The sequence below is a fragment of the Affinirhizobium capsici genome (genome assembly GCF_977018625.1).
In genome coordinates, this window is sequence record NZ_CDRNXD010000004.1 from 1,643,850 (window position 1) to 1,666,522 (window position 22,673).

Consider the following 22,673-nt stretch of genomic DNA (forward strand, 5'->3'; position numbering starts at 1 on the left):
ATGTCGTTTTGATAAAAGGCTGCTAGAGTTGTTAACGTGTCGGTAAACAACAGGCACCCCTTGTATGAGGATTACAGATGCAGACTGCGCGCAACGACATCGACGACATGATTGTTCACGAGAAGATGCAGGTGGCGCTCGAGTATCAGAATGAGGCCTGGGCTGATGGCCGTGCAGACGGAATTGAGCCGGAAATCATTGCTGATGCTGCTATTGCCCTGGCTATGCGCGAAACGATTCGTCTCCATGGCGAAGCCGGAGCGGAAGCCATGCTGGAATCTCTGCGTCAACGCATGCTTGCGGGAGAATTCTCGCCTGAGCGTTCGATTCAATAAAGATCAGGAATACAAAATGAGGCACTACCCCGCCGCAACGGTGCGCATCGGCGCATCCTGTCTTCTGGCCGCGAGCATGGCTGTTATGCCTTTGCCTGTCCTGGCCGCCCCGGCGGGTATGTTGGCATTGACTGGACCTGCCCAGCTTGCGCAAGCGGAAGGTCAACCGCCTGCGCAGGCACCCGCCGTCACGACTGAGCCACCGGCTGCCCCCTTGGCGCCCTCCTCTACGAATCAGGCACCCGCGGCAGAATCGCCTTCATCATCCAAAGCAATTGCAACGCCGGGCGAAATCCGCGCCAGTGGTAATGTCGAAATCATTCGCGATATTTCCAAACTGCCGGAACCTGTCGCCAAGATGCGCGAATCGATTATCGCCGCAGCGGCCACCGGCGATATTGAAAAGCTGCGCCCGCTCGTCGCTTTCGATCCTGCCCAGATGCAGGTGGGAGCGGAAGGTGATGCCATTGAAGCGGTCAAGAGCCTGTCTGGCGACCCGGACGGCTTGGAAATCATGGCGATCATGATGGACCTGCTGCAGCCGGGCGCTGCCCACATCAATATCGGTAAGCCGGATGAGATGTATGTGTGGCCCTATTTCGTCGGCAAGCCATTGAATACGCTGACTGCGCCGGAAAAGATCGAATTGCTGCGCATCATCACCGCTGGCGATCTGGCGGCGATGGAAGAAGGCAATAATTACAATTTCTACCGCATTGGCATTACGCCGGACGGCAAGTGGAAGCTATTTGCTGGCGGCGATTGATAACGCGCCTTCCGTGCGTGTAACGCTTGCCTTGGTTGGGTGCTCACCTTATCTGTGAGCCCCAAAGCGCTAAAAGCGGACACGAGTCTCATGCCCAAAATCGCCCTTCCAGAACGAAGCCTCATCAGCATATCCGGTGCTGATGCAGAAGGCTTTCTGCACAATCTGATCACCACGGATGTGGAAGGCTTGCCCGCTGGCGAGGCACGGCCTGGAGCGCTTTTGACGCCACAAGGGAAAATTCTCTTTGACTTTCTGATCTGGCGTTCGGGCATGGCGTTCATTCTTGAATGCGACACTCTGCAAGCCGACGCGCTTATCAAACGGCTGACCATGTATAAGCTGCGTGCAGCTGTGGCGATTGCAATTGAAGGACAGGGTGTAACGGTCAGCTGGGGAGAGGATGCCGATCTTGCCACAGGCGTTGTCGATTCGGCTTCTAGCCTGGGTGGCGTTCAGGTTCGACGCGCTCCCGGCCTAGTGGGAAGCGGCGATCTCAAACTTTACGATGCTCTTCGTATTGAGGCGGGCCTGGCCATCTCTGGCCGTGACTTTGCCCTACAGGATGCTTTTCCGCATGATATCCTGTTCGACAAGGATGGCGGCGTCTCGTTCAAGAAGGGATGCTATGTCGGTCAGGAGGTTGTCTCCCGCATGCAGCATCGCGGCACGGCACGGCGGCGCGTTGTGCATGTCCACGGTGACAGCGCTCTTCCGCCAAGCGGCACGGAATTGACGGCCGGTGCCAAGCCAATTGGCACGCTTGGCACCGTTGTGGATAAGGCTGGCCTTGCCATCGTTCGCATTGATCGCGCTGGAGAGGCGATACAACAGGGCGTCGACATTCTGGCCGGTGATATTCCGGTTCAACTTTCGCTGCCTGCCTGGAGCGGCCTTGGCTTTCCTACTGCTGCTGAAGAGGCCGAAACGTGACAGAGAAAGTCATGGCGCGTGCGTGGCAACGCATGCTTTCAGGCCGCAGGCTTGATCTTCTGGATCCTTCGCCACTGGATATAGAGCTTAGCGACATTGCCCATGGTCTTGCGCGCGTTGCCCGCTGGAATGGACAAACCCACGGCGACAACGCCTTTTCCGTTGCGCAACATAGCCTGGTGGTGGAGCATATATTTCGCCTGCAAAACCCCTCCGCGACCATCACCGACCTTATGATGACGCTGCTGCACGACGCGCCTGAATATGTGATCGGTGACATGATTTCGCCGTTCAAGGCCGTCGTCGGCGGCGGCTATAAAACGGTAGAACATCGCCTGGAGGCGGCCGTTCATCTGCGCTTTGGACTTCCGGCCCATCCAACTAAAGAGCTGAAGACGCGTATAAAGAAGGCAGACACGATTGCCGCCTTTTTCGAGGCAACAGAACTTGCCGGTTTTACGCCACAGGAAGCGCGCAAATTCTTCGGCCTTCCACGCGGAATTGCACGAGATTCAATCCTGCTCGTTCCACTCTCCGCCGCTCAGGCACAGCAACAGTTTTTAGACAGGTTTGAGACGTTGGACAGGCAACGCGGCAGTCATTCGGTGCAAGCGTCTTGAGCCTGATCGTTGTTTCTCCCCTCGCCCGCATCGCGGAAATGGCTGTTCGCCACAAAGCGCGAGAAATGGTGACGCTGATTGCAAAGGAGCAGGCATTTCACCGACCTGCGGTCATCGCGGCTGACCGGCATCTCACGTTGCAGATGAACGATATCGCCTTCAAAGGCACAGGCGATCTCATTGCGCCCGATGAGGTCCATATCGGACAATTGCTGGATTTCGTTAAAGAGTGGGACCAAAGCTTTCCACTTCTCATCCATTGCTGGATGGGCGTTTCCCGTTCGCCTGCCGCAGCACTTGCCGCAGCACTTGCCGTCCACCCCGATCAGGACGATGAGGAGCTTGTGCTTCGGCTTCGGGCTGCCTCGCCCTATGCCACGCCCAATGCCCGGATTGTTGACATCACGGATCGTCTGCTCAATCGGCAAGGCAAACTTATTGCCGCCGTCAAACGAATAGGTCGCGGCGCTGATACGGATGGCAATGCTCCCTTCGCTTTCTCGGCGAAAGTTCTGCATACGGTCTGACACTACCTCTTGACCCGCCTGCCCTCTGCGCCAGTTCTGCTGCTGATATGCATGGAGAATGTCCCTCATGGAGCAACAGGCTTCTGATCTCGTGGTCGCCAGTCGTGCGGCACTGACGCAACTTTCTGCACTCGCGGTACAATATTCATTCTCCCTTCTTGGAGCAGTGATCCTTCTTATCATTGGTTGGCTTGCCTCCGGGCTTCTAAGCCGCTGGGCTCGGCAGGGCCTTGGACGCATCCACGGCATTGATGCAACGCTTGCGCAATTCTTCTCCAACATCATCCGCTATGCGGTGCTGGTCATCGTCATTGTGATGGTGCTTGGCCAATTCGGGGTGCAGACGGCTTCCATTCTTGCAGCGCTTGGCGCAATCGGCCTCGCAATCGGCTTGGCTCTACAGGGAACGCTCCAGAATATTGCTGCGGGAATCATGCTCTTGGTGCTGCGCCCCTTGCGCGTCGGTGAATATATCGAGACGCCAGCCGTGAGCGGCACCGTGCAGGATATTGGCCTTTTTGCAACGGAACTGAAAACCTATGACGGCCTCTACCGTTTGACGCCGAATTCACTGCTCTGGAATGTGCCAGTCACCAACCATAGTCGCCTGCCGACACGTATGCATGATTTCAAACTGCATGTGGCGGACAAGGAAGCAATTGAACGTTCGCTGGAAATCTTGCTGGATCTCGTCCGTGCGGATGAGCGCGTGCTAAAGCAACCAGCCCCAGCGGCGTTTGTGGTGGATCTGACCGATACAGGAGCCATGATTGCCGTTCGCTATTGGGCAACAACAGCAAACTGGTGGCAGGTCTCGCGTGACATGACGGCACACACGCGCGAAGCTTTTGCCAAGGCGAACATTCCCATTCGTACGGCCTGAATGACAGAGCGTTCCTTTCCAAGGTCTTTGTAAATATATAGAAAGCCAAGGGCGAGCGGGGGGATGAGACGGCCTCTCATTGTCGCATCATTTGTCTGCATTCGGCGCCATAGACTTGGCCAGGCCTGATGCTTGAGGCGGAGTTTGTATGCTCGAGTTATTGGTTCTTATCGCAATCATTGCGCTCTTCAGCAGGCAGCAACGTCAGTCCCAACGGCTGAACGTTCTTGAGCTTCAGATCAAGCATCTCCAGGAACAACTGACGAAGGGCGCTCCTTCTCCGGTTATTGCAGACAGTGAGGTCGTGGAAGACGCGGAGGCGGCAGGAGCCGAAGCGCTTGCTGCTGCCGAGCCCACTATCGAAGCAGCTTCGCGAGAGGAACAGACAGTCCCTGAGGCTGCTGCGACCATCGCTACAAAAGTTGAGCAGGAAGAAAGCTTTGAGAGCCGGCTGGGTGCGCGTTGGGCCGTCTGGGTTGGCGGCCTTGCGCTGGCGCTTGGTGGCATTTTCCTGGTTCGTTACTCCATCGATGCCGGGCTTTTGGGGCCGGTCCCGCGTTTGATCCTCGCCGCACTCTTCGGTTTGGCACTGGCCGTCGCAGGAGAAATGATCCGCCGCGGCGCCATGCCAAAGCTACCCGAAAACTATAATAATGCATTGGTGCCCGGCATCTTGACGGCTGCCGCGAGCATCACGCTCATGGCAACGGTTTATACGGCCTTTGCTTATTACGACTTTATCGGGCCAGTTCTCGCTTTCATTCTATTGAGTGTGATCGCACTTGCCACTCTTGCCCTTTCGCTGTTGCACGGCCAGACTCTCGCAGGCCTTGGCCTCGTCGCCTCACTGCTGACGCCGCTCCTTGCGTCGTCCGACAAACCGAATTTCTACACGCTGTTCGGCTATCTCAGCCTGGTCTGGCTGGCTGCCGCCACTGCCGCGAGAATCCGCCGCTGGCGTTTTTTGCCGTCATTTGCAAATATTCTGCTTATGTTCTGGATTGCTGGCAGCTGGAGTGCCCTCTACCTGACGGAAGAGCCCGCTTTCTTCGCATCAGCCACCGCGCCGGGAATTGCGCTGATCGTCATGATCCTTGGCACTGCCTTCATCTGGCCAGCAAAGAATTTCGAAAGCACTATTAACGATTCTGCTCCGCCGCGCAGCATCTGGCGGCGCGCAAGAAGACTGATGGCGCGTTCGCCGAAGGGCATCATGATTTCGGTGTCCATCGCCATCATGCTCTCGGTCTTGAGCATGGTTGCCGCCGATCTTCCCTCACTGGCAGACCCGGTTCTTATCTTCGTCGCAGTCACCGGCTGTCTCGCAGGTCTTGGTGCTGGTCGCCGCACGGCAACCATTCCAGCCATTTTTGCTGGCCTGACCGCCATCTGGGGCCTTGCCCTGTTTGCACTTCTCGATGCGAGCCGCACCATCTCGCCCAGCCTCCCAGAAGCGGCAGCAAGTGGCTGGCTCAGCGGCCTTGCGCCCGAAGCTCTGGGTGGCCTTATTCTCGGTGGCATCTTCACCATTTGCGGTATTCTGTTCATTCGTCGCCACCGCCAAATCGATCCGGAATTCAGCGCACTTTGGGCCATTCTTGCATCCGCCGTACCGCTGGTGCTCGCAACGATTTCTTTCGCGAACTACGGGCACCTGGGACGCGACTGGCCGCATGCTATTGTCATGATGCTGACGGCGGGCGCTCTTTTTGCTACGGCAATCTCCACCACGCGAGGGCATGAAGATGACTCTGCGTCATCGGATCTGCCACGTGATCTTCTGAGCCTCGGTTCATTCGGCGCACTGGCGCTCGCTTTGCACTGCCTCACCCAGGGACTGATAACCACGGTTGGTGTTGCCGTGATCGGCTTCCTATTCGTGATCGCCAATATCCGTCTTCGCTGGCGTGGCCTACCTTGGGCCATGCTTGCTGCCACAGCCGTGGTACTCATTCGTATCGGTTGGGAACCGACCATCGTCGGCGCGCAAAATCTTTCCACCACTCCGATCTTCAACGCGCTGCTCGCGGGTTACGGCATTCCGGCTGCTCTCCTTATTGCCTCGTGCTGGCTGCTGCGCAATTGGCCCGGTCGGCGGGCGCTCAACGCCCTTCAAGGCCTTGCCTCTCTCATGACCTTGCTTACCATCGCCATTCTGGTGCGACACGCCATGCAGGGTGGCGTGTTGAACTCTGCCGTTCCAAGCCTTGGCGAACAAAGCATCTATACGCTGCTTCTGGTGGGGCTCTCCGGCATTCTGATGACGCTCGATTTTGGAAGCCCGAGCCGAGCCTTCCGCTACGGGTCGATGCTTGCGGGCATTCTCGCCACTCTGAACATTCTCTCGTTGCATCTCGGAGGGTTGAACCCCTATTTCACCGATGAGAATGTCGGCAAATGGCCGCTGATTAACCTGCTTCTGCCGGGTTATCTTCTGCCAGCACTTGGCTATGCCGGTCTTGCCGCTTACGCTCGGGGCAAGAGACCGCAGGCTTATGTGGTGATGCTGGCCGTTACATCCGCCATCCTTGGCTTTGCCTGGGCAACGTTGACTGTCCGCTGGGCATGGCAAGGGCCCCATATTGCCCACTGGAAAGGTTACATTCCAGCGGAGACCTATACATACACCGTGGTGTGGCTATTGATCGGCGTTGGCCTTTTGGCGCTCGGTTCACGCTTTGCCGCACGTAGCCTCCGCCTCACGTCCGCGGTGCTGGTGCTCATCGCTGTCTGCAAGGCCTTCCTTATCGATATGTCCAATCTCGAAGGAATTCTGCGGGCGCTGTCCTTCATTGGCCTTGGCGTGGTTCTCATCGGCATCGGACTATTCTATCAAAAGCTCATGGCCCGCGATCGCAAAAGCCGAGATGATGAGGTTGTGACACAATGAACCGCGCAGAAACCAAGAGCTTCGCCCCTTACGAACATCTGGCGGCGGAGCTTCTTCCGCATGCTTTTAGCGGTGACGACGGCGCGCATGATCTTGCACACATCGCTCGTGTTTTTCGCAATGCCATGCGCCTTCATGCAAAGGAAGGTGGCGATGGAGAGGTGATCGCGGCGGCAGCATTGCTACATGATTGCGTGAGTGTAGAGAAAAATTCGCCACTTCGGCAGGAGGCATCGCGCATGGCGGCCCGCAAGGCGGGAGCGCTCCTCGCCAGCCTCGATTGGAATGCGGAGCGGACCCGGCGCGTGGCCCATGCCATTGAAGCGCACAGTTTTTCCGCAAGCATCCGACCCGAAACCCTGGAGGCGCAGATCCTGCAGGATGCGGATCGACTGGATGCCATTGGGATGATTGGCGCAGCGCGCTGCTTTTATGTGGCAGGCCGCATGAGCAGCCAGATCTACGATCCTGTGGACCCTCAAGCGGCAACCCGCCCTCTCAATGACAAGGCATTCGCGCTCGATCATTTTCCTGCCAAACTGTTCAAGCTGGCCGAGGGTTTTCAAACAGAGACCGGCCGCCAGCTTGCCCAAGAGCGACAGGATCGCCTAAAGCTTGTCTACGATCTTCTGCTGGATGAGATAAGGGACAACTGATGCACATCGCGAGCCTTCACATTTACCCTTTGAAAAGCGCTCGCGGAATTTCGCTGGAACGCTCGATCTGCGATGAATTTGGCCTTATGGGTGACCGGCGCTGGATGCTGACCGACCCTACCGGCAAGTTCGTGACTCAGCGTGAAATGCCTGAGCTTGCGCAAATCGGCGCGAGGCAGGAAGGCGATGCACTCATTCTCTCCAAGGATGGTTACGTTCCTTTACATGTATCGCTGGACGACAAATCTCAACGAATAACAGCACGTGTTTGGGATTCGCAGGTGGATGCAGCCCTTGCCAGTGCATCTGTCTCGGCCACGCTCTCCGACTGGCTGAAGCGGGATCTGAGACTTGTCCACTTCGACGATCAATCGCACCGGTTGGCGAGTGTAGAGTGGGTGGGCATGGAAAGCCCCGTAGCTTTCGGCGATGGCTATCAGGTTCTCATCACCAACACGGCTTCTCTTGCTGACTTGAATGAGAACATGGCAGCGCACGGGGAACCTCCTGTTTCCATGGAGCGGTTTCGGCCCAACATCGTACTGGACTACGATATTCCCTTTGCCGAAGATGGTTGGGAGGCTGTGAGGATCGGCTCCATTCTGTTCAAGCTGGTCAAACCTTGCACACGCTGCATCATGACGACTCAGGATCAGCTAACCGGATCGCGAGACGTTGCAAGCCCCATGCTGGCCATGGGCCGCATCCGCATGTCTGCGGATCGCCGAGTGCCCGGAGTCCTGTTCGGTTGGAATGCCGTCCCGGTGGGCTCAGGTGAACTGAAGGTTGGGCAGAGCTTCGAAATCGTCGGGGAACGACAGGCCTGGCCCCTAAAAAAGAGGGGCTGACCGCCCTCTTCCATCACAGCACTTGATGGAACTCATAAACAATTCACGCTTGGTTTTTCCCTTTACAGGTCTATGTTGCCGACACTTGAGGGGGAGTTGGAAATGAATAAGCAAGCGTCCGGCACAATGCCGTGGCTCATCATCACTGCGGGCTCGCTGATTGTCCTGCTGACCTTCGGCCCCCGGTCTTCGATGGGCTTTTTCCAGCTACCCATGCTCTCCGATACGGGCTGGGACCGCTCCACATTCGGTTTGGCGATGGCGTTCCAAAATCTGTTCTGGGGCCTTAGCCAGCCATTCTTTGGCGCCCTCGCAGATCGCTACGGCACAGGCCGCGTGTTGATTGCAGCCGGCGTATTGTATGCTGCTGGCTTGCTGCTGATGTCGCACGGAACAGCGCCCATATGGCTTCATCTCGGCGGTGGCGTATTAATGGGCATGGCAATTGGGGCCGGGTCATTTAGCGTCGTTCTCTCGGCTTTCGCCCGCCACGTTACACCGCAGCAACGCTCCATGGCGTTTGGCATCGGCACTGCAGCTGGTTCTGCCGGAATGTTCCTCTTTGCCCCGCTGAGCCAAAGCCTGATCAATCTCTACGGCTGGTCGGATAGCCTTGTCATCATGGGCGCTATGATGCTGCTGATACCGGTGCTTGCCTTCCCCTTACGCGGCAATGCCAATTCGGGAACCCAGAGTGCCTCTGCCGTACAGCAGAGCGTGGCGGAGGCACTGCGTGAAGCTTTCTCCCACCGGAGCTATCTGCTTCTGACCAGCGGTTTCTTCGTCTGCGGTTATCAGATTGCTTTCATCACTGCACACTTTCCTGCTTATCTCGGTGACATTGGAATTGAGGCCCGCTATGCCGTGATCGCCATGGCTCTGATCGGTTTTTTCAATATTATCGGTTCATTAGCAGCAGGGTATATCGGCCAAAGGTACTCGAAGCCGTATTTTCTGGCCTACATTTACATCGGGCGTTCCATTGCGGTCGCTGCATTTCTGCTCTTGCCGCAAACGCCGCTCTCAGTGGTGATCTTCGCCTCGGTGATGGGCTTGCTTTGGCTCTCGACAGTGCCTCCCACAAACGGGCTCGTGGCCATCATGTTCGGAACGAGACATCTTGGGCTTCTGGGCGGCATGGTGTTTCTCTCACACCAGATCGGCTCATTCCTCGGCGTATGGATGGGCGGCTACCTTTATGACCACTTCGGTTCCTACGATCCGGTCTGGTGGTTTGGGGTCGTGCTGGGCCTCTTTGCTGCCGCAGTGCATTGGCCCATTCGGGAAAAAGCGGTCGACAGGTTAGCCGCAAGCGCTGCGTAAGGATTCTACTCTGCGTCAGGCTCATGAAGCTTGCCGACGGCTTTCAATGCCGCCTGGACAAACCCGTCCCTGGCGGCATTTTCTTGAATACCCCGCGGTTCATAGACATGACGGTGGAGAAAAAAGCCGCTGAGGCGGAAAGCATCTTTTAGGTCTTGAACACTCAGCTTGGGATCTGCCTCAGGGGTAAGAAAGGCGGGCAAGGGTAGCATGCGCTCTGCCCAGGGTGCGCCTGCCTCCCGGCTGACTGCGCGACCGCTTTTCGGCGAAACATACACCAATTGCTCGCGAAGGCCGGTAGCCGCGCATTCGCTCAAATCCAGACCGAAACCAAGATCGTTGAGAACGGCGAGTTCGAACTGCACGAAGAGAGGCCCAGCGCCGCGCGGATCATCGATATGTTCGAGAATGAGATCCAGAGCCTCGAAAAGATGCGGATGCGGGTCGCGTTCTGGCAGCAGGCGGAGAAGCGCTCCCATGGCCTGCACGCCGTACAAAGCGGTGGCACTTTCCATCAATCGCGCAGCACGCAATTGCATAGGCTCAAGGCGAAAATCCCCCAGATGCTCATCCAGTCGCGCACGCCAGACGGCCTCCACACGATTTCCGGGCTGCAATACCGGCTGCATGGTGCGTGATCGCCCGCCACGTACAAGCCCGAGGTGGCGCCCTTTAGATCGCGTCATCAGTTCCACCACGACGCTTGTTTCGCCGTGGCGCTTTACGCCGATAATAATGCCTTCATCCTGCCACTGCATGGCCGCCTTCAGCCTCGTTGGAGCCGCTACAATGGCGACCTACCGCATGTCGCGCAAAAGTGTGGAGCGGTGTTGCGATAACGACATGCCCAAATACAAGTACCTAAGGCGTTACATCGAATCTAAAAGATCGCGATAGGCTTCAGAGTTTAATTTCTGCAACAGGTGGAACATTTAAGCGATTCACCTTGTGGAGTATGGAACCAAAGGCGGCTCTTTGAAGTTGCTGGCGCGTAAACAAATTCCGGAGACACCATGCGCAAGGCATCCCTCGCTGCAGCCCTTCTTGTTCTTCCAACCATGATTTCCGCAGCGCCCACCATGGCTGCCGCGCAATCCCCCGGTCTGGAACAGGCCTGCGTTACCGTTGCTAAGAATTTTCTTCTTTCGCCGACGCTAAAAACAGGCGTTGTGCAATCTTTCCCAGAGCTTGACCCGCCGGGCGCGCGGTTGACTTACTCCACACGCCAGAACCCGGAATCGACCGATTTCAACGATGAAGTCGAATGCGAGTTTGACAAGGCACAGGCACCGTTTGGTTTGAAGCGCTTCTGCATTTCCAAGACTTGCTATTCGGCCGGAGAGAAAGAAGACGAACAGCGCCGCCGCTTCCAGGAAGTCAAGGCACTCATGGACCGCCAGAAGCAATAACACGATGGGAGCGGAGCATGGGAATGCTCCGCTTACCTCATTTAACCTTTGGGGAATTCAAGCCCCATTTCGCGGAAGCGCTCGGGATCATCACCCCAGTTTTCACGCACCTTCACAAATAGAAAGAGATGCACGGGCTGCTCAAGGATCTCCGATAGCTCCTTGCGTGACGCTGTCGAAATGGCCTTGATCGCATCACCGCCCTTACCGAGAGCAATCTTCTTCTGGCTGTCGCGCTCGACGTAAATCACCTGCTCAATGCGAACTGAACCGTCCTTGCGCTCTTCCCACTTTTCCGTTTCCACATGCGAGGAATAGGGAAGCTCCTGATGAAGACGCAGGAACAGCTTTTCGCGGGTGATCTCAGCGGCCAGCTGGCGCATGGGCAAATCGGAGATCTGGTCTTCCGGGTAATACCATGGACCTTCTGGCAACTGTTCTGCCAGATAGTTCATGAGGTCATCGCAGCCAGAACCGGTGGTGGCGGAAATCATGAAGGTCCGATCAAACTGCACGGCATCATTGGCCGCAGAGGTGAGCTTCAACAAATCCTCATGCTTCACACGATCGATCTTGTTCAGCACCAGGATCTTCGGCTGCGGCACATCTTTGAGTGCTTCCAGGATAGCCTCGGCATCGCCGCGAAGGCCGCGCTCGCTATCGATCAACAGCAGAATGAGATCGGCATCTTTAGCGCCACCCCAGGCAGAGGTGACCATGGCGCGATCGAGCCGGCGGCGCGGCTTGAAAATGCCGGGCGTATCCATGAAAACGATCTGCGCGTTGTTATGGATTGCAATACCACGCATCACCGCACGGGTCGTCTGCACCTTGTGGCTAACGATGGAGACCTTTGCACCCACCAATCGGTTGACCAATGTGGACTTGCCAGCATTTGTCGGGCCGATCAGCGCCACAAAGCCTGAATGGGTCGGGGAACCGGCACCTTCGCCGGGCATGTCGTTATTTTCGCTCATAAAACCCTTCAGCCTTCACTCTCAGGCTTCTGCCACACGCCTTCGCGCTCAAGCAATTTCGTTGCAGCAACCTGCTCTGCCGCACGTTTGGACCGATCCACGCCCGTTTCCGGTGCGACACCCTGAACCTCGACGGTCACAGTGAAGCGCGGCTCATGGTCGGGACCGGAACGATCATCCACGCGGTAGATCGGCGTACGGCCAAATTTTGCATGTGACCATTCCTGCAATTCTGTCTTCGCATCCCGGCGGGCAGCTGAGTCACTCTTCGCCCGCTTTTCCCAATGCTGAAGAATGAAGCGTCGCGCCGCTTCCAGCCCTGCATCGAGATAAATGGCCGCAATCAGACTTTCCACCACATCGGCGCGCACGTTCATCATGCGCTTGCCTGTGAGTTTCTTCACATCGGAGCCAGTACGAATGAACTGATAGAGGCCTAGCTCGTCGGCTATACTGGCACAACTATCAGCGCTTACCAACTGGTTCAGGCGAACCGAAAGCTCACCTTCCGTCGCATTGGCGAAGGTACTGAAGAGCAGTTCCGCCACGCAAAGACCAAGAACCCGATCGCCCAGGAATTCCAGCCGCTCGTAATTCGAGCTTTTGCCGCCGCCAGTGCTGGAATGGGTCAAGGCACGATCAAGCCACTGCTTGTCCTTGAATTCGTGCCCGATAACGGTTTCCAGCTTTGACGTCTGCTCGGCAGAAAGCGTGGCTTGCTTCATCAGTTGACCACCTTGAAAAGGCGATCCCAACGCATATTGGCTGGCCATTTCCAGATTTCACGGAACGACGTGTCGTTGCCAAGAGAGAAGAAGATCACGCTCGCGCGACCGACAAGATTTTCTGCGGGCACATAGCCCACATCGAAACGGCTATCCAGCGAGTTGTCGCGGTTGTCACCCATGAAGAAATAATGGCCTTCCGGCACCACGAATTCACGCGTGTTATCACCACGCGAATCCGGCGATTGATCCAGCGTATCGTAAGTCTTGCCGGTATCCAACGTCTCGCGGAAGACAGGCACGTCAGAACCTGGATCAAGGCGGTAATCGGAGGTGAAGCTGCCATCCGGTTGTTTTGGGATAGCCTGGCCGTTGATATGCAGCACACCATTGATCATCTGAACGCGATCGCCCGGAAGGCCGATGAGACGCTTGATGTAATCGACATTCGGATCGGTCGGCAGACGGAACACGATAACATCGCCCCGCTTCGGTTCACTCGCCAGAATACGGCCGGAGAACAGATCCGGTGAGAACGGCAGCGAATATTTGGAATAGCCGTAGGCAAACTTGTTGACGAAGATATAGTCGCCCACAAGCAAGGTCGGCATCATTGAGCCAGACGGAATCGTAAAGGGCTGAAACAGCACTGTGCGAATGACCATCGCCAGCAAGAGAGCCTGAATGATGACCTTGATGTTTTCCCAGAGTGAGCTCTGCGACTTTTCAGCTTTTTCGGACACGTGGACGACTTTCGTTATCGGCTTTAGCGCTTCTCTAAACCCTTCGGATTGAGCGGGCAATGGCTGAGCGCTACGGAGTGATGGCTTGCGCACCGATTGGACGCGCTTCAATCACGACGAACGCCTGTGCGTAGGGGAATTCATCGGTAATGGTGAGGTGAATGACAGCTTCGTGTCCGGCAGGCAGAAGTTCTGCCAGCTTCTCCCCTGCCCCGCCTGTCAACAGCATTGTCGGCTTACCGGAGGGAAGATTAACAACGCCCATATCGCGCCAGAACACGCCCTGGGCAAGCCCAGTGCCGAGCGCCTTGGAACAGGCCTCCTTGGCGGCAAAACGCTTGGCGTAGGATGCAGCACGCATTTTGCGTGCATCAGACTTTCTACGCTCGATTTCAGTGAAGCAGCGATGCGTAAATCGTTCGCCAAAACGCTCGATGGATTTTTCAACCCGCCGGATGTCGATCAGGTCGCTACCCATGCCAATAATCATCGCGATCCTTTCGCCCTGCCTCAAAAAGGTGACTTACCTTTTTCTGGCATTATAATCACTGCAATATCCGCGCAAAAGATCGGCATGCGCGCGCAGTTTTCAAGGCGATAGATCAAAGCAGTTGGAGAGACAATGAGCTTGAGACCGAATGAGAATATCAAGCGGTATAACCAATCCTCGCGGGGCATGAGTGCTATGCACTAAATGCAAAACAGCACTGCCCCAATCGAGATCATCGTGCAACCATAATGCACTGCACAACAGCACCCCACGCGGGTGCTTAACATTTTTGATTAGAAGCTCTTGCGGAACATGCCGCGGTCAACCTGGCGCATACGGTATTCCAGCTCAATAGCGTCGTTGGCTTCATTAAGATAGGCCATTTCACGTTCCTGAACGGTTGGAGCGCGCAGCGAACGAGCGATTTTGCGAAGTGGCTTGAACATGAGTTCATCTCCTTGTTGCGATGCACAAGATATAAGATGAAACGATTTAAATCACTATAGACAGCTTTTCCGACCCTGCTATGCGCTATGCGCATAGCCTGCCTAATCCGTGACATTCGCGGCTTAAAAAACAATCAATCGTAAACGCGTTTGATCGTAGAAAGGCAATCCAGCTCCTTTAGCTGCGAAAGAAGCTGATTGAGCTGGCGAAGATCCCAGACTTCAAGTTCCAAAGCCATTTCCGAAAAATCAGTCGCGACCCGGCCCATGGTCATCATGCGGATGTTGATATCCAGCCGCGCCATGCATTGCGCCACTTTGGCTAGGGTTCCTGGCTCATTCAGTGCGTTGATAACGATCTTCGCCATGAAGCGTGATTTATTCGCCTCATCAAGATCCCAACGCACATCAATCCAGCGCTCCGGATGATCATCAAACCGCTGCAAGGCTGAAGACTGGATCGGATAGATGGTGATCGTGTTATCTTCCTGCATGATGCCTACAATGCGGTCTCCCGGCACGGCACCTGAAGGAGCAAACTGCACTTCCACATGATCAGCCAGCCCGCGAATTGGTAACGGGCTCGGTCCACCTTGCGGATCAGCCGCTTCCGCCGCCTCCTTGGCGGTTCGTTCGGCACCGGGCAGGCGGAAGATCATACCGCTTGCACTTTGCATGTTGAACCAGCCCTGATCGGCAGCAGGCTTGATTGTGGTGCGCTCATCCTTGTAATCAGGAAATACTGCACGGAACACATCAAGAGAAGAAAGCTCGCCGCGGCCCACCGCTGCGATTGCGTCCTCCACATCCTTCTGGCCGAGGCGGAAGAGCGCCGGCTTCAGTGCATCGCGCGAAAATTCTTTGTTCGCACGTTCGAAAGTGCGTTCAAGAATGCGATGGCCAAGCCCGGCATATTGCTTGCGGATAGCCATGCGGGTTGCGCGACGGATGGCAGAGCGCGCCTTGCCCGTGACCACGATTTCTTCCCAGGCAGCAGGCGGCACCTGAACGCCGGACCGGATAATCTCCACCTCATCGCCATTGTTGAGGCGGGTGACAAGCGGCATGATACGGCCGTTGATCTTGGCGCCCACCGTCGTGTCACCGATATTGGTATGGACAGCATAGGCGAAATCAATCGGCGTCGCGCCGCGCGGCAGCGCAATCAGCTTGCCCTTTGGCGTGAAGCAGAAAACCTGATCCTGAAACAGTTCAAGCTTGGTATGCTCCAGAAACTCCTCTGGGCTATCCCCTTCCGCCAAGGCCTCAATGGTGTGGCGCAGCCAGGAATAGGCGTTGGATTCCTTGGAGAGCAACTCTCCGCCCTCGCCGTTTTCACCATCCTTGTAAAGGCTGTGTGCGGCGATACCGAATTCTGCAATTTCGTGCATACGCCGAGTGCGGATTTGAAGCTCAATACGCTGCCTTGACGGACCAACAATCGTTGTATGGATCGAGCGGTAATCGTTCTGCTTTGGGGTCGAGATGTAATCCTTGAAGCGACCCGGCACGACCCGCCAACGAGTGTGCACAATGCCAAGCGCCCGATAGCAAGCCGGGATATCATCAACCAGAATGCGGAACCCGTACACGTCCGACAATTGCTCGAAGGAGAGCGACTTCGACTGCATCTTGCGAAAAACAGAATAAGGCTTTTTCTGCCGCCCTTTGACATGCGCCTTCAGCAGCCCATTTGCGACCAGAAGATCACTAAGCTCATCTTCAATCTTGGTGATCAGACCTTCGTTTCGCGACGATAATTCCGAAAGCCGGTTCGTAACAGTCTCATAGGCTTCCGGGTTGATGTAACGGAAGGAGAGATCCTCCAGTTCATCGCGCATATCCTGCATACCCATGCGGCCTGCAAGTGGCGCATAGATATCCATTGTTTCTTCGGAAATGCGAGCCCGCTTCTCCTGCGACATGTGCTCAAGCGTGCGCATATTATGCAGACGGTCCGCGAGCTTGACGAGAAGAACCCGCACATCGTCAGAAATGGCAAGGAGCAGTTTGCGAAGATTTTCAGCCTGTTTGGCTTTTTTCGAAACGAGGTCAAGGCGTTTGAGCTTGGTCAGGCCTTCGACGAGACGCCCGATATCTTCGCCGAACAGTTCATCGATTTCGGCACGAGTAGCTGTCGTATCCTCGATCGTATCATGGAGAAGCGCCACCGCGATGGTGGATTCATCCAGATGCATGTCCGTTAGAATGGCTGCAACTTCAAGCGGATGGGAGATATAAGGATCGCCGCTGGCGCGCTTCTGCTGGCCATGCTTTTGCATGGCGTAAACATAGGCTTTGTTGAGGAGAGCTTCGTTTGCGTCTGGCTTGTATTTCTGAACCCGCTCGACGAGCTCGTATTGCCGCATCATGCCCAGGAAGATCCTCGTCCATAGTCTAAAACGAAAAAGGCGCGCCAACCCTCAACAGTTGGCGCTCCTCAGCATATAATCACGATGCTAAGCCAATGGCAGCATCAAAAACGGTCGTGCTTAGTAATCGTCGCTCTTTTCTGGCGGCACAAGACCTTCGATGCCTGCCAGCAAGTCTTCTTCCGACATCTGGTCGAAGGTAATGGTTTCCGGCAGATCGTCCTCGTCGAGACCCTTTTCCTGCGCGGAAACACCGGCATTGGCAGCAAGCAGAGAGGACGGATCGGGCTCGGGCTCATCCACTTCAACATGCTTTTGCAGCGAATGAATTAGATCTTCCTTCAGATCGTCAGGCGAAAGTGTTTCATCTGCAATCTCGCGCAGCGCAACAACCGGGTTCTTGTCGTTATCGCGATCGACGGTAATAGCAGCGCCCTGCGAGATCTGGCGAGCACGATGGCTGGCGAGCAGCACAAGCTCGAAACGGTTATCGACTTTATCGATGCAATCTTCTACTGTGACACGGGCCATTGCCTGTCCTTTGCGTCGGTATTTCAGGGATTGGTATGCCCGATACAGGCAAAGCGCCCAGAATTCAAGTTTTTCCTCGAAATGGGGCGACTTACCCCCTTCTCATTCCAAAATCTATAGGATATTCAACTAAAAGTTGCTTGGAATATTGACCGCCCTGCCGTAAAGGCTGGTTATATGAAAATATGATAATGTTACCAACCGTTTTTACGCATCTGCTTTAATATTCGGTTTAAGCAGAGCACCGGACTGGTTGCAACATGTATTGCTGGACGGATGAGGATTTATGTTTGACCCCCGCGAGAAAATTGCACTTTTCATAGATGGCGCGAACCTTTACGCCGCCTCAAAAAGTCTCGGCTTTGACATTGATTACCGTAAACTCTTGAAAGCTTTCCAAAAGCGCGGCTACCTTCTGCGCGCTTATTACTACACGGCTTTAATTGAGGATCAGGAATATTCCTCAATTCGTCCTCTGATCGATTGGCTGGACTATAACGGCTATAAAGTTGTTACCAAACCAGCGAAGGAATTCACGGATTCCATGGGCCGCCGCAAGGTAAAAGGCAATATGGATATCGAACTGGCCATCGATGCAATGGAACAGTCCGAGACAGTTGATCATCTCGTTCTCTTCTCCGGCGATGGCGATTTCACAACGCTTGTGGAGGCATTGCAGCGGAAGGGCCGTAAGGTTTCCGTCGTTTCCACCATGGCCACGCAGCCGCCGATGATCGCTGACGACTTGCGCCGCCAGGCCGACCACTTCATCGACCTGCTTTCGTTGAAGGCGGAAATTGGTCGCGATCCTTCCGAGCGGCCGCCGCGCCCGCATGACTTGGCTGCGGATGTGCAAGGCGCATAAGGCCTCTCTCGTTTAGCAGATAGTTTGGGACGCCCGTGGTTTCCGCGGGCGTTTTCGTTTGAGCAATCATCATCAATGATGATCAATGCCATTCCAAACATTCGATAGACGCATAGCTGCGTCTGCGGCATGGTGCACTCGGTCGATCACTGATCTTCCTTCCCGAAACTTCCAACCCTTCGCCCCGATGACCCGGCACGCATGGCGTGATCCGGCATCTTCCCTCGTGCCTAATCGAAAGGATATTTTCATGCGCACGATCGAAACCACCGATTCGAAAGCGTCACATGCTCAGCTGAAACAGAGGTTGATCACTCTGCTGCGCTATACGTGGAACGTGGGAAGCAAGCGAAGAGCAGCAACACGCTATCTCAATGCTGCGGATCTTGCTCCGCACCATTTGCGTGACATTACCAGCGAGAATAATCTTGCAGAGCTTTTCCCGCAAACAGCCCGTCAGGATGCACTTCTCCAGCAAGCAAAACACCGCGCGTTCCTATTGGCGCTCGGGACTGGTGGACGCTAAGATTGATCTTGAGCCTGACACGGGGATCAACCAGATTTCAGCAATCGGCTCTTCTGGCGGTTCCAGTCGCGTTCCTTCTCCGTCTCGCGCTTGTCGTGCAGCTTTTTACCCTTGGCTAGCGCCAGTTCCAGCTTGGCGCGGCCTTTATCGTTGAAATAGATTTTCAACGGAACAAGGGTCATTCCCTCACGATTAATCCCTGCCCTAAGCCTGTTGATCTCACGCTTGCTGAGAAGCAGCTTGCGATGCCGACGTGGTTCATGGTTGAAGCGGTTGGCCTGCAAATATTCCGGCAAATGCGAATTGATGAGCCAAATCTCGTTTCCCTCATCAGAGGCGTAGGATTCCGCGATATTGGCCTTACCCTCGCGCAGAGATTTGACCTCTGTGCCGGTCAAAACCAGACCTGCCTCGTAAGTGTCGATAATCTCATAATTGAAGCGCGCCTTGCGGTTTTCCGCAACGATCTTGTTGACCACACGCTGACTGCCTTTGGGTGCCATGGACGATTTTCCATTGCCTTTCTGCTGCTACCGGTTGATCCGGTTCCTGCAAATATAAGATCGAGGGATATGAAGAAAAGGGCTGCAAACCTTTAGGCTTTGCAGCCATGTCTCTTTCAGTTCAACAAACCGGCATGGATCAGCGCTGCATCGATGGCGGCTTCCGTCGCAGGCTCCAAGGTGGAAAGAAGCGGCGAACGGGCGTGGCGGTTCATGCCACGAATGCGTGACAGCGCATATTTCGCCCCACAGACACCGGGCTCCATGAAGATTGCCTTATGCAAGGGGAAAAGCCTGTCCTGATAGTCGAGGGCTTTGGCATAATCACCAGCAAGCGTTGCCTGCTGGAATTCAGCACACAAACGCGGCGCCACGTTTGCGGATACCGAAATGCAACCCACGCCGCCTTGGGCATTGAAACTGAGCGCCGTTGCATCTTCACCCGACAACTGGATGAAGTCCTTGCCGCAGGATGCTCGCTGCTCGGACACGCGTTCAATCTTGCCCGTCGCATCCTTGACGCCCACGATGTTGGAGTGCGCCTTGACGAGCGAACCCATGGTTTCAGGCAGCATATCGATGACCGAACGGGGAGGAATGTTGTAGATAATGATTGGCAGGGAAACAGCTTGAGCGATTGCTGAGAAATGCGCGATCAGGCCCTTCTGCGTCGGCTTGTTGTAGTAAGGTGTGACGACAAGAACTCCATCGGCACCCGCTTCCTGGGCATGGACGGCAAGTTCAATGGCTTCGCGGGTGTTGTTTGAGCCAGCACCAGCGATGACAGGCACGCGCTTGTTCGCAACTTCGATGCAAAGCTCAATCACACGTTTATGCTCAGCATGGGACAAAGTAGGCGATTCACCTGTGGTACCAACCGGTACTAGACCTGTGCTTCCCTCGGCGATCTGCCACTCCACATGAGCGGCAAAAGCCTCCTCATCCACCGCACCCGCTTCTGTGAAAGGCGTGACGAGCGCGGGCATGGACCCCTTGAACATGCGAAGACTCCTCGCGGCCATTATCTTTGTTCAGCCGCATTATTTGGTTACAAGCGCCGCACCATAAAGCGCGTCCTTGACGGCGACAAGCGCCATGGAATGTGTTTTGCAACACATCGTGATAAGAGAATGCGTGACAAGATAGCCTTCAGTAAGGCTCTGTTAAGCAACACATCCGCTTGATGGGAGAGTAGAGCGAAATCGTGGGCGCTTTGGGATGAAGGCTTCGTTTCATACAGTCGGTTTGTTTTTACTGATCGCCAGCGGCACCGTGGCTGCGCCGCTGCCGGACGGACCTTTGCCGCATCCTCTTTCGCGTCCTGATAATCTGCACGATGTGACGCTTCCGACGCCTGAGATCACGGGAGCTATTCCGCGCGCAGAAACGCCCTCACAAGATTCACTTGCTGTATTGAAGCAGGGGCTCGATGCCCTTTCCGCCAACAAGGTCTCAGCCGCTCTCGCCGCCCGCGAAGCGCTCACAGAAGGAACTTTGGACCATAAGCTGCTGACATTCGCGATTGCGACTTCCGGTTTGCGCGATGTCCCTTCTCACGAGATTGCCGAGGCGCAACAGGAATTGCGCGGATGGCCTGGCTTGAAAAATTTGCGAGCTTTCTCTGAGCGCGCCTTGCTGCAGGAAAATCCGTCGGCGGCTTCTGTTCTCACGGCCTTTGGCACCACTCGTCCAGAGACGCCACAAGGCGCGATCATTCTTGCTCGCGCACTTGTTTCAGAGGGTAAGAAAGCCGAGGCGGCTAAAACACTACGTCCATTCTGGGCGGGATATACGCTGGACAAAGATCTGGAAGATTCCATCCTGCGAGAGTTCGGCCCATTGCTGTCTGTGGCCGATCACCGCGCCCGTATGGACTACCTCATGTATCGTGGCAAAGTGAGCCAGGCCAAGCGTTTCGGCGATGCCGGTCAGGCACAGTCTCTCTATAAGGCATGGGCAGCGGTTGCCTCGCGAACCAAGAATGCGGATGTCCTTATTGCAGGCGTGGATAAGTCTTTGGCAAATGATCCGGCTTATCTTTTCGTACAAATAGAATACCAGCGCTTGCAGGATAATTTTCGCGCAGCAGCAAGATTACTGGAGCGATCCCCCAAGGATCGTGATGAACTGGTCAATTCCGCGGAATGGTGGAACGAACGGCGTATCATCGCCCGGGGGTTAGCAGATCAGGAAGACTATGCGGAAGCCTATAAAATCGTAGCGTCCCACAATGCTCATAATCCTACGGACGTAGTTGACGCGGAGTTTCACGCAGGTTGGTACGCTTTGCGGGCCATGAAGCAGCCAAGCGTAGCCGCCAATCACTTCAGGAAGATCCTTGCCGCCTCCACCAGACCACTCTCGGCCTCTCGCGCATGGTATTGGTTGGGACGCACGGCAGAGGCTGGCGGCCCGGGCAGTGCCGCTGAGTTTTACGCCAAAGCAGCGCAATATCCTGCCACGTTCTACGGTCAACTGGCCGCTGCGCATCTGGAACAAAAGAACCTCAACGTCGCCTATCCTACACCCACGAGCGAGGACCGCCGTAATTTCCAGACCCGCGAAGCGACACAGGCCATTGAACGTCTTGATTCGGCCGGTTATCCAGAGCGCGCCGCAGCACTTTATCGTTCTCTGGCTGATGAACTGACCAGTCCCGGTGAGTTAGCCATTCTGGCTGCCAAAGCTGAACGGGCCAACAACCACGCTCTATCGCTCCAGATCGGCAAATCCGCCTTCAATCGGGGGATTGATGTGGCAGCACTCGCCTTCCCGATTGGCGTGATTCCAGCCAGTGCGAATATAGATGGTTCTGGCAAGGCATTGGCCTATTCCATTGCCCGGCAGGAAAGCGCTTTCAACCCAGCAGCCATTTCACCCGCCAACGCCAGGGGCTTGTTGCAAATTCTGCCCGGCACAGCCAAAGGCGTAGCAAGCCGCCATGGGATGCCATTTGCACAAGCCAAGCTAACGACGGACCCGGGCTATAATGCGACGCTTGGCGCACATTATCTCGGTGAACAGATCGAGGCTTTTGGCGGCTCCTACATTCTGACATTCATTGCCTACAATGCCGGGCCGCGCCGCGTGCCAGAATGGATCGATCGCTATGGCGACCCGCGAGGTAAAAGCCTGGATGAGGTGATCGACTGGATCGAGCGCATACCCTTCCCCGAAACACGCAATTATGTTCAGCGCGTGATGGAAAACTATCAGGTCTATAAGGTTCGACTGGGGCAAAAGGCTGACATCGAAGACGACCTGAGGTTCGGCAGGCAATTGGTCAACAATCGCTCCCAATAGAG

24 protein-coding genes are annotated in these 22,673 nt (G+C 55.5%); 14 read left to right on the top strand and 10 right to left on the bottom strand.

Translation table 11 applies throughout. From position 1 onward, the window contains the following. The first annotated feature begins 77 nt into the window (after positions 1-77). The 10 genes from AC0JZ1_RS11335 to AC0JZ1_RS11380 all read left to right on the top strand — a co-directional run bounded on the left by AC0JZ1_RS11335 (position 78) and on the right by AC0JZ1_RS11380 (position 9,781). Positions 78-335, top strand: a complete 258-nt coding sequence (locus tag AC0JZ1_RS11335; RefSeq protein WP_471882463.1) for a hypothetical protein — start codon at positions 78-80, stop codon at positions 333-335. Between the two features lie 16 nt (positions 336-351). Further along, positions 352-1,101 carry a hypothetical protein gene (locus AC0JZ1_RS11340; protein WP_471882464.1) on the top strand — a complete coding sequence of 250 codons (750 nt, stop codon included), beginning with the start codon at positions 352-354 and terminating at the stop codon, positions 1,099-1,101. A 90-nt stretch (positions 1,102-1,191) separates the two neighbouring features. Then, complete coding sequence (gene ygfZ, locus AC0JZ1_RS11345) at positions 1,192-2,034, top strand: CAF17-like 4Fe-4S cluster assembly/insertion protein YgfZ (RefSeq protein ID WP_471882465.1); 843 nt, start codon at positions 1,192-1,194, stop codon at positions 2,032-2,034. Between the two features lie 11 nt (positions 2,035-2,045). Further along, on the top strand, positions 2,046-2,654 hold the full coding sequence (locus AC0JZ1_RS11350) for an HD domain-containing protein (protein WP_471883425.1): 609 nt from the start codon (positions 2,046-2,048) through the stop codon (positions 2,652-2,654). Then, positions 2,651-3,181: a tyrosine phosphatase family protein gene (locus AC0JZ1_RS11355; protein ID WP_471882466.1), complete on the top strand. Its 531-nt coding sequence runs from the start codon at positions 2,651-2,653 to the stop codon at positions 3,179-3,181. The genes AC0JZ1_RS11350 and AC0JZ1_RS11355 overlap by 4 nt, the downstream gene beginning before the upstream one ends. A 67-nt stretch (positions 3,182-3,248) precedes the next feature. After that, positions 3,249-4,064: a mechanosensitive ion channel family protein gene (locus AC0JZ1_RS11360; RefSeq protein WP_471882467.1), complete on the top strand. Its 816-nt coding sequence runs from the start codon at positions 3,249-3,251 to the stop codon at positions 4,062-4,064. A gap of 148 nt (positions 4,065-4,212) precedes the next feature. Continuing rightward, positions 4,213-6,954, top strand: coding sequence for a DUF2339 domain-containing protein (locus AC0JZ1_RS11365; protein WP_471882468.1), 2,742 nt, complete (start codon positions 4,213-4,215; stop codon positions 6,952-6,954). Then, positions 6,951-7,610 carry an HD domain-containing protein gene (locus AC0JZ1_RS11370; protein WP_471882469.1) on the top strand — a complete coding sequence of 220 codons (660 nt, stop codon included), beginning with the start codon at positions 6,951-6,953 and terminating at the stop codon, positions 7,608-7,610. The genes AC0JZ1_RS11365 and AC0JZ1_RS11370 overlap by 4 nt, the downstream gene beginning before the upstream one ends. Further along, positions 7,610-8,458 carry an MOSC domain-containing protein gene (locus tag AC0JZ1_RS11375; RefSeq protein WP_471882470.1) on the top strand — a complete coding sequence of 283 codons (849 nt, stop codon included), beginning with the start codon at positions 7,610-7,612 and terminating at the stop codon, positions 8,456-8,458. Before AC0JZ1_RS11370 ends, AC0JZ1_RS11375 begins: the two co-directional genes overlap by 1 nt. A gap of 102 nt (positions 8,459-8,560) precedes the next feature. Then, entirely contained in the window at positions 8,561-9,781 is a 1,221-nt protein-coding gene (locus AC0JZ1_RS11380; protein ID WP_471882471.1) for an MFS transporter, read from the top strand. Positions 9,782-9,786: 5 nt separating this feature from the next. On the opposite strand, the gene recO is transcribed toward AC0JZ1_RS11380, so the two are convergent. Continuing rightward, a complete protein-coding gene (recO, locus tag AC0JZ1_RS11385; RefSeq protein WP_471882472.1) occupies positions 9,787-10,539 on the bottom strand; it encodes a DNA repair protein RecO in 753 nt (250 codons plus the stop codon). A gap of 255 nt (positions 10,540-10,794) precedes the next feature. Here recO and AC0JZ1_RS11390 point away from each other — a divergent pair, with 255 nt between their 5' ends. Next, positions 10,795-11,190, top strand: a complete 396-nt coding sequence (locus tag AC0JZ1_RS11390; protein ID WP_471882473.1) for a hypothetical protein — start codon at positions 10,795-10,797, stop codon at positions 11,188-11,190. A 41-nt stretch (positions 11,191-11,231) separates the two neighbouring features. On the opposite strand, the gene era is transcribed toward AC0JZ1_RS11390, so the two are convergent. The 7 genes from era to rpoZ form a co-directional block, all read right to left on the bottom strand. Then, entirely contained in the window at positions 11,232-12,167 is a 936-nt protein-coding gene (gene era, locus AC0JZ1_RS11395) for a GTPase Era (protein ID WP_471882474.1), read from the bottom strand. Between the two features lie 8 nt (positions 12,168-12,175). Continuing rightward, complete coding sequence (gene rnc / locus AC0JZ1_RS11400) at positions 12,176-12,892, bottom strand: ribonuclease III (protein WP_471882475.1); 717 nt, start codon at positions 12,890-12,892, stop codon at positions 12,176-12,178. After that, entirely contained in the window at positions 12,892-13,635 is a 744-nt protein-coding gene (gene lepB, locus AC0JZ1_RS11405) for a signal peptidase I (RefSeq protein ID WP_471882476.1), read from the bottom strand. Before lepB ends, rnc begins: the two co-directional genes overlap by 1 nt. Positions 13,636-13,705: 70 nt before the next feature. Continuing rightward, the gene (gene acpS, locus AC0JZ1_RS11410; protein ID WP_471882477.1) at positions 13,706-14,125 is read right to left on the bottom strand and encodes a holo-ACP synthase; all 420 of its coding nucleotides are present in this window, start codon (positions 14,123-14,125) and stop codon (positions 13,706-13,708) included. Between the two features lie 293 nt (positions 14,126-14,418). Continuing rightward, a complete protein-coding gene (locus tag AC0JZ1_RS11415; protein ID WP_471882478.1) occupies positions 14,419-14,571 on the bottom strand; it encodes a DUF3563 family protein in 153 nt (50 codons plus the stop codon). A gap of 134 nt (positions 14,572-14,705) precedes the next feature. Next, positions 14,706-16,943 carry a RelA/SpoT family protein gene (locus AC0JZ1_RS11420; RefSeq protein WP_471882479.1) on the bottom strand — a complete coding sequence of 746 codons (2,238 nt, stop codon included), beginning with the start codon at positions 16,941-16,943 and terminating at the stop codon, positions 14,706-14,708. Positions 16,944-17,063: 120 nt separating this feature from the next. Next, the gene (gene rpoZ / locus AC0JZ1_RS11425; RefSeq protein WP_471882480.1) at positions 17,064-17,474 is read right to left on the bottom strand and encodes a DNA-directed RNA polymerase subunit omega; all 411 of its coding nucleotides are present in this window, start codon (positions 17,472-17,474) and stop codon (positions 17,064-17,066) included. A 286-nt stretch (positions 17,475-17,760) separates the two neighbouring features. On the opposite strand from rpoZ, the gene AC0JZ1_RS11430 reads away from it, so the two are divergent. Continuing rightward, positions 17,761-18,339: a LabA-like NYN domain-containing protein gene (locus AC0JZ1_RS11430; RefSeq protein WP_471882481.1), complete on the top strand. Its 579-nt coding sequence runs from the start codon at positions 17,761-17,763 to the stop codon at positions 18,337-18,339. Positions 18,340-18,589: 250 nt separating this feature from the next. Further along, positions 18,590-18,865 carry a hypothetical protein gene (locus AC0JZ1_RS11435; RefSeq protein WP_471882482.1) on the top strand — a complete coding sequence of 92 codons (276 nt, stop codon included), beginning with the start codon at positions 18,590-18,592 and terminating at the stop codon, positions 18,863-18,865. Between the two features lie 26 nt (positions 18,866-18,891). Here the strand turns inward: AC0JZ1_RS11435 and smpB are convergent, their stop codons facing one another. Further along, the gene (gene smpB, locus AC0JZ1_RS11440) at positions 18,892-19,368 is read right to left on the bottom strand and encodes an SsrA-binding protein SmpB (protein WP_471882483.1); all 477 of its coding nucleotides are present in this window, start codon (positions 19,366-19,368) and stop codon (positions 18,892-18,894) included. Positions 19,369-19,484: 116 nt separating this feature from the next. Next, the gene (dapA, locus tag AC0JZ1_RS11445; RefSeq protein ID WP_471882484.1) at positions 19,485-20,369 is read right to left on the bottom strand and encodes a 4-hydroxy-tetrahydrodipicolinate synthase; all 885 of its coding nucleotides are present in this window, start codon (positions 20,367-20,369) and stop codon (positions 19,485-19,487) included. Positions 20,370-20,586: 217 nt separating this feature from the next. Between dapA and AC0JZ1_RS11450 the strand changes: the two genes are divergently transcribed. After that, positions 20,587-22,671 (top strand): lytic transglycosylase domain-containing protein, encoded by a 2,085-nt coding sequence (locus AC0JZ1_RS11450; RefSeq protein ID WP_471882485.1) that lies wholly within the window; start codon positions 20,587-20,589, stop codon positions 22,669-22,671. Positions 22,672-22,673 lie beyond the last annotated feature (2 nt).

What these genes read in the sequence shown, in the direction of transcription:
- AC0JZ1_RS11335 (WP_471882463.1), top strand. Translation starts at nt 78, where the DNA reads ATGCAGACTGCGCGCAACGACATCGACGACATGATTGTTCACGAGAAG.
- AC0JZ1_RS11340 (WP_471882464.1), top strand. Translation starts at nt 352, where the DNA reads ATGAGGCACTACCCCGCCGCAACGGTGCGCATCGGCGCATCCTGTCTT.
- ygfZ (WP_471882465.1), top strand. Translation starts at nt 1,192, where the DNA reads ATGCCCAAAATCGCCCTTCCAGAACGAAGCCTCATCAGCATATCCGGT.
- AC0JZ1_RS11350 (WP_471883425.1), top strand. Translation starts at nt 2,046, where the DNA reads ATGGCGCGTGCGTGGCAACGCATGCTTTCAGGCCGCAGGCTTGATCTT.
- AC0JZ1_RS11360 (WP_471882467.1), top strand. Translation starts at nt 3,249, where the DNA reads ATGGAGCAACAGGCTTCTGATCTCGTGGTCGCCAGTCGTGCGGCACTG.
- AC0JZ1_RS11365 (WP_471882468.1), top strand. Translation starts at nt 4,213, where the DNA reads ATGCTCGAGTTATTGGTTCTTATCGCAATCATTGCGCTCTTCAGCAGG.
- AC0JZ1_RS11370 (WP_471882469.1), top strand. Translation starts at nt 6,951, where the DNA reads ATGAACCGCGCAGAAACCAAGAGCTTCGCCCCTTACGAACATCTGGCG.
- AC0JZ1_RS11375 (WP_471882470.1), top strand. Translation starts at nt 7,610, where the DNA reads ATGCACATCGCGAGCCTTCACATTTACCCTTTGAAAAGCGCTCGCGGA.
- AC0JZ1_RS11380 (WP_471882471.1), top strand. Translation starts at nt 8,561, where the DNA reads ATGAATAAGCAAGCGTCCGGCACAATGCCGTGGCTCATCATCACTGCG.
- recO (WP_471882472.1), bottom strand. Translation starts at nt 10,539, where the DNA reads ATGCAGTGGCAGGATGAAGGCATTATTATCGGCGTAAAGCGCCACGGC.
- AC0JZ1_RS11390 (WP_471882473.1), top strand. Translation starts at nt 10,795, where the DNA reads ATGCGCAAGGCATCCCTCGCTGCAGCCCTTCTTGTTCTTCCAACCATG.
- era (WP_471882474.1), bottom strand. Translation starts at nt 12,167, where the DNA reads ATGAGCGAAAATAACGACATGCCCGGCGAAGGTGCCGGTTCCCCGACC.
- rnc (WP_471882475.1), bottom strand. Translation starts at nt 12,892, where the DNA reads ATGAAGCAAGCCACGCTTTCTGCCGAGCAGACGTCAAAGCTGGAAACC.
- acpS (WP_471882477.1), bottom strand. Translation starts at nt 14,125, where the DNA reads ATGATTATTGGCATGGGTAGCGACCTGATCGACATCCGGCGGGTTGAA.
- AC0JZ1_RS11415 (WP_471882478.1), bottom strand. Translation starts at nt 14,571, where the DNA reads ATGTTCAAGCCACTTCGCAAAATCGCTCGTTCGCTGCGCGCTCCAACC.
- AC0JZ1_RS11420 (WP_471882479.1), bottom strand. Translation starts at nt 16,943, where the DNA reads ATGATGCGGCAATACGAGCTCGTCGAGCGGGTTCAGAAATACAAGCCA.
- rpoZ (WP_471882480.1), bottom strand. Translation starts at nt 17,474, where the DNA reads ATGGCCCGTGTCACAGTAGAAGATTGCATCGATAAAGTCGATAACCGT.
- AC0JZ1_RS11430 (WP_471882481.1), top strand. Translation starts at nt 17,761, where the DNA reads ATGTTTGACCCCCGCGAGAAAATTGCACTTTTCATAGATGGCGCGAAC.
- AC0JZ1_RS11435 (WP_471882482.1), top strand. Translation starts at nt 18,590, where the DNA reads ATGCGCACGATCGAAACCACCGATTCGAAAGCGTCACATGCTCAGCTG.
- smpB (WP_471882483.1), bottom strand. Translation starts at nt 19,368, where the DNA reads ATGGCACCCAAAGGCAGTCAGCGTGTGGTCAACAAGATCGTTGCGGAA.
- dapA (WP_471882484.1), bottom strand. Translation starts at nt 20,369, where the DNA reads ATGTTCAAGGGGTCCATGCCCGCGCTCGTCACGCCTTTCACAGAAGCG.
- AC0JZ1_RS11450 (WP_471882485.1), top strand. Translation starts at nt 20,587, where the DNA reads ATGAAGGCTTCGTTTCATACAGTCGGTTTGTTTTTACTGATCGCCAGC.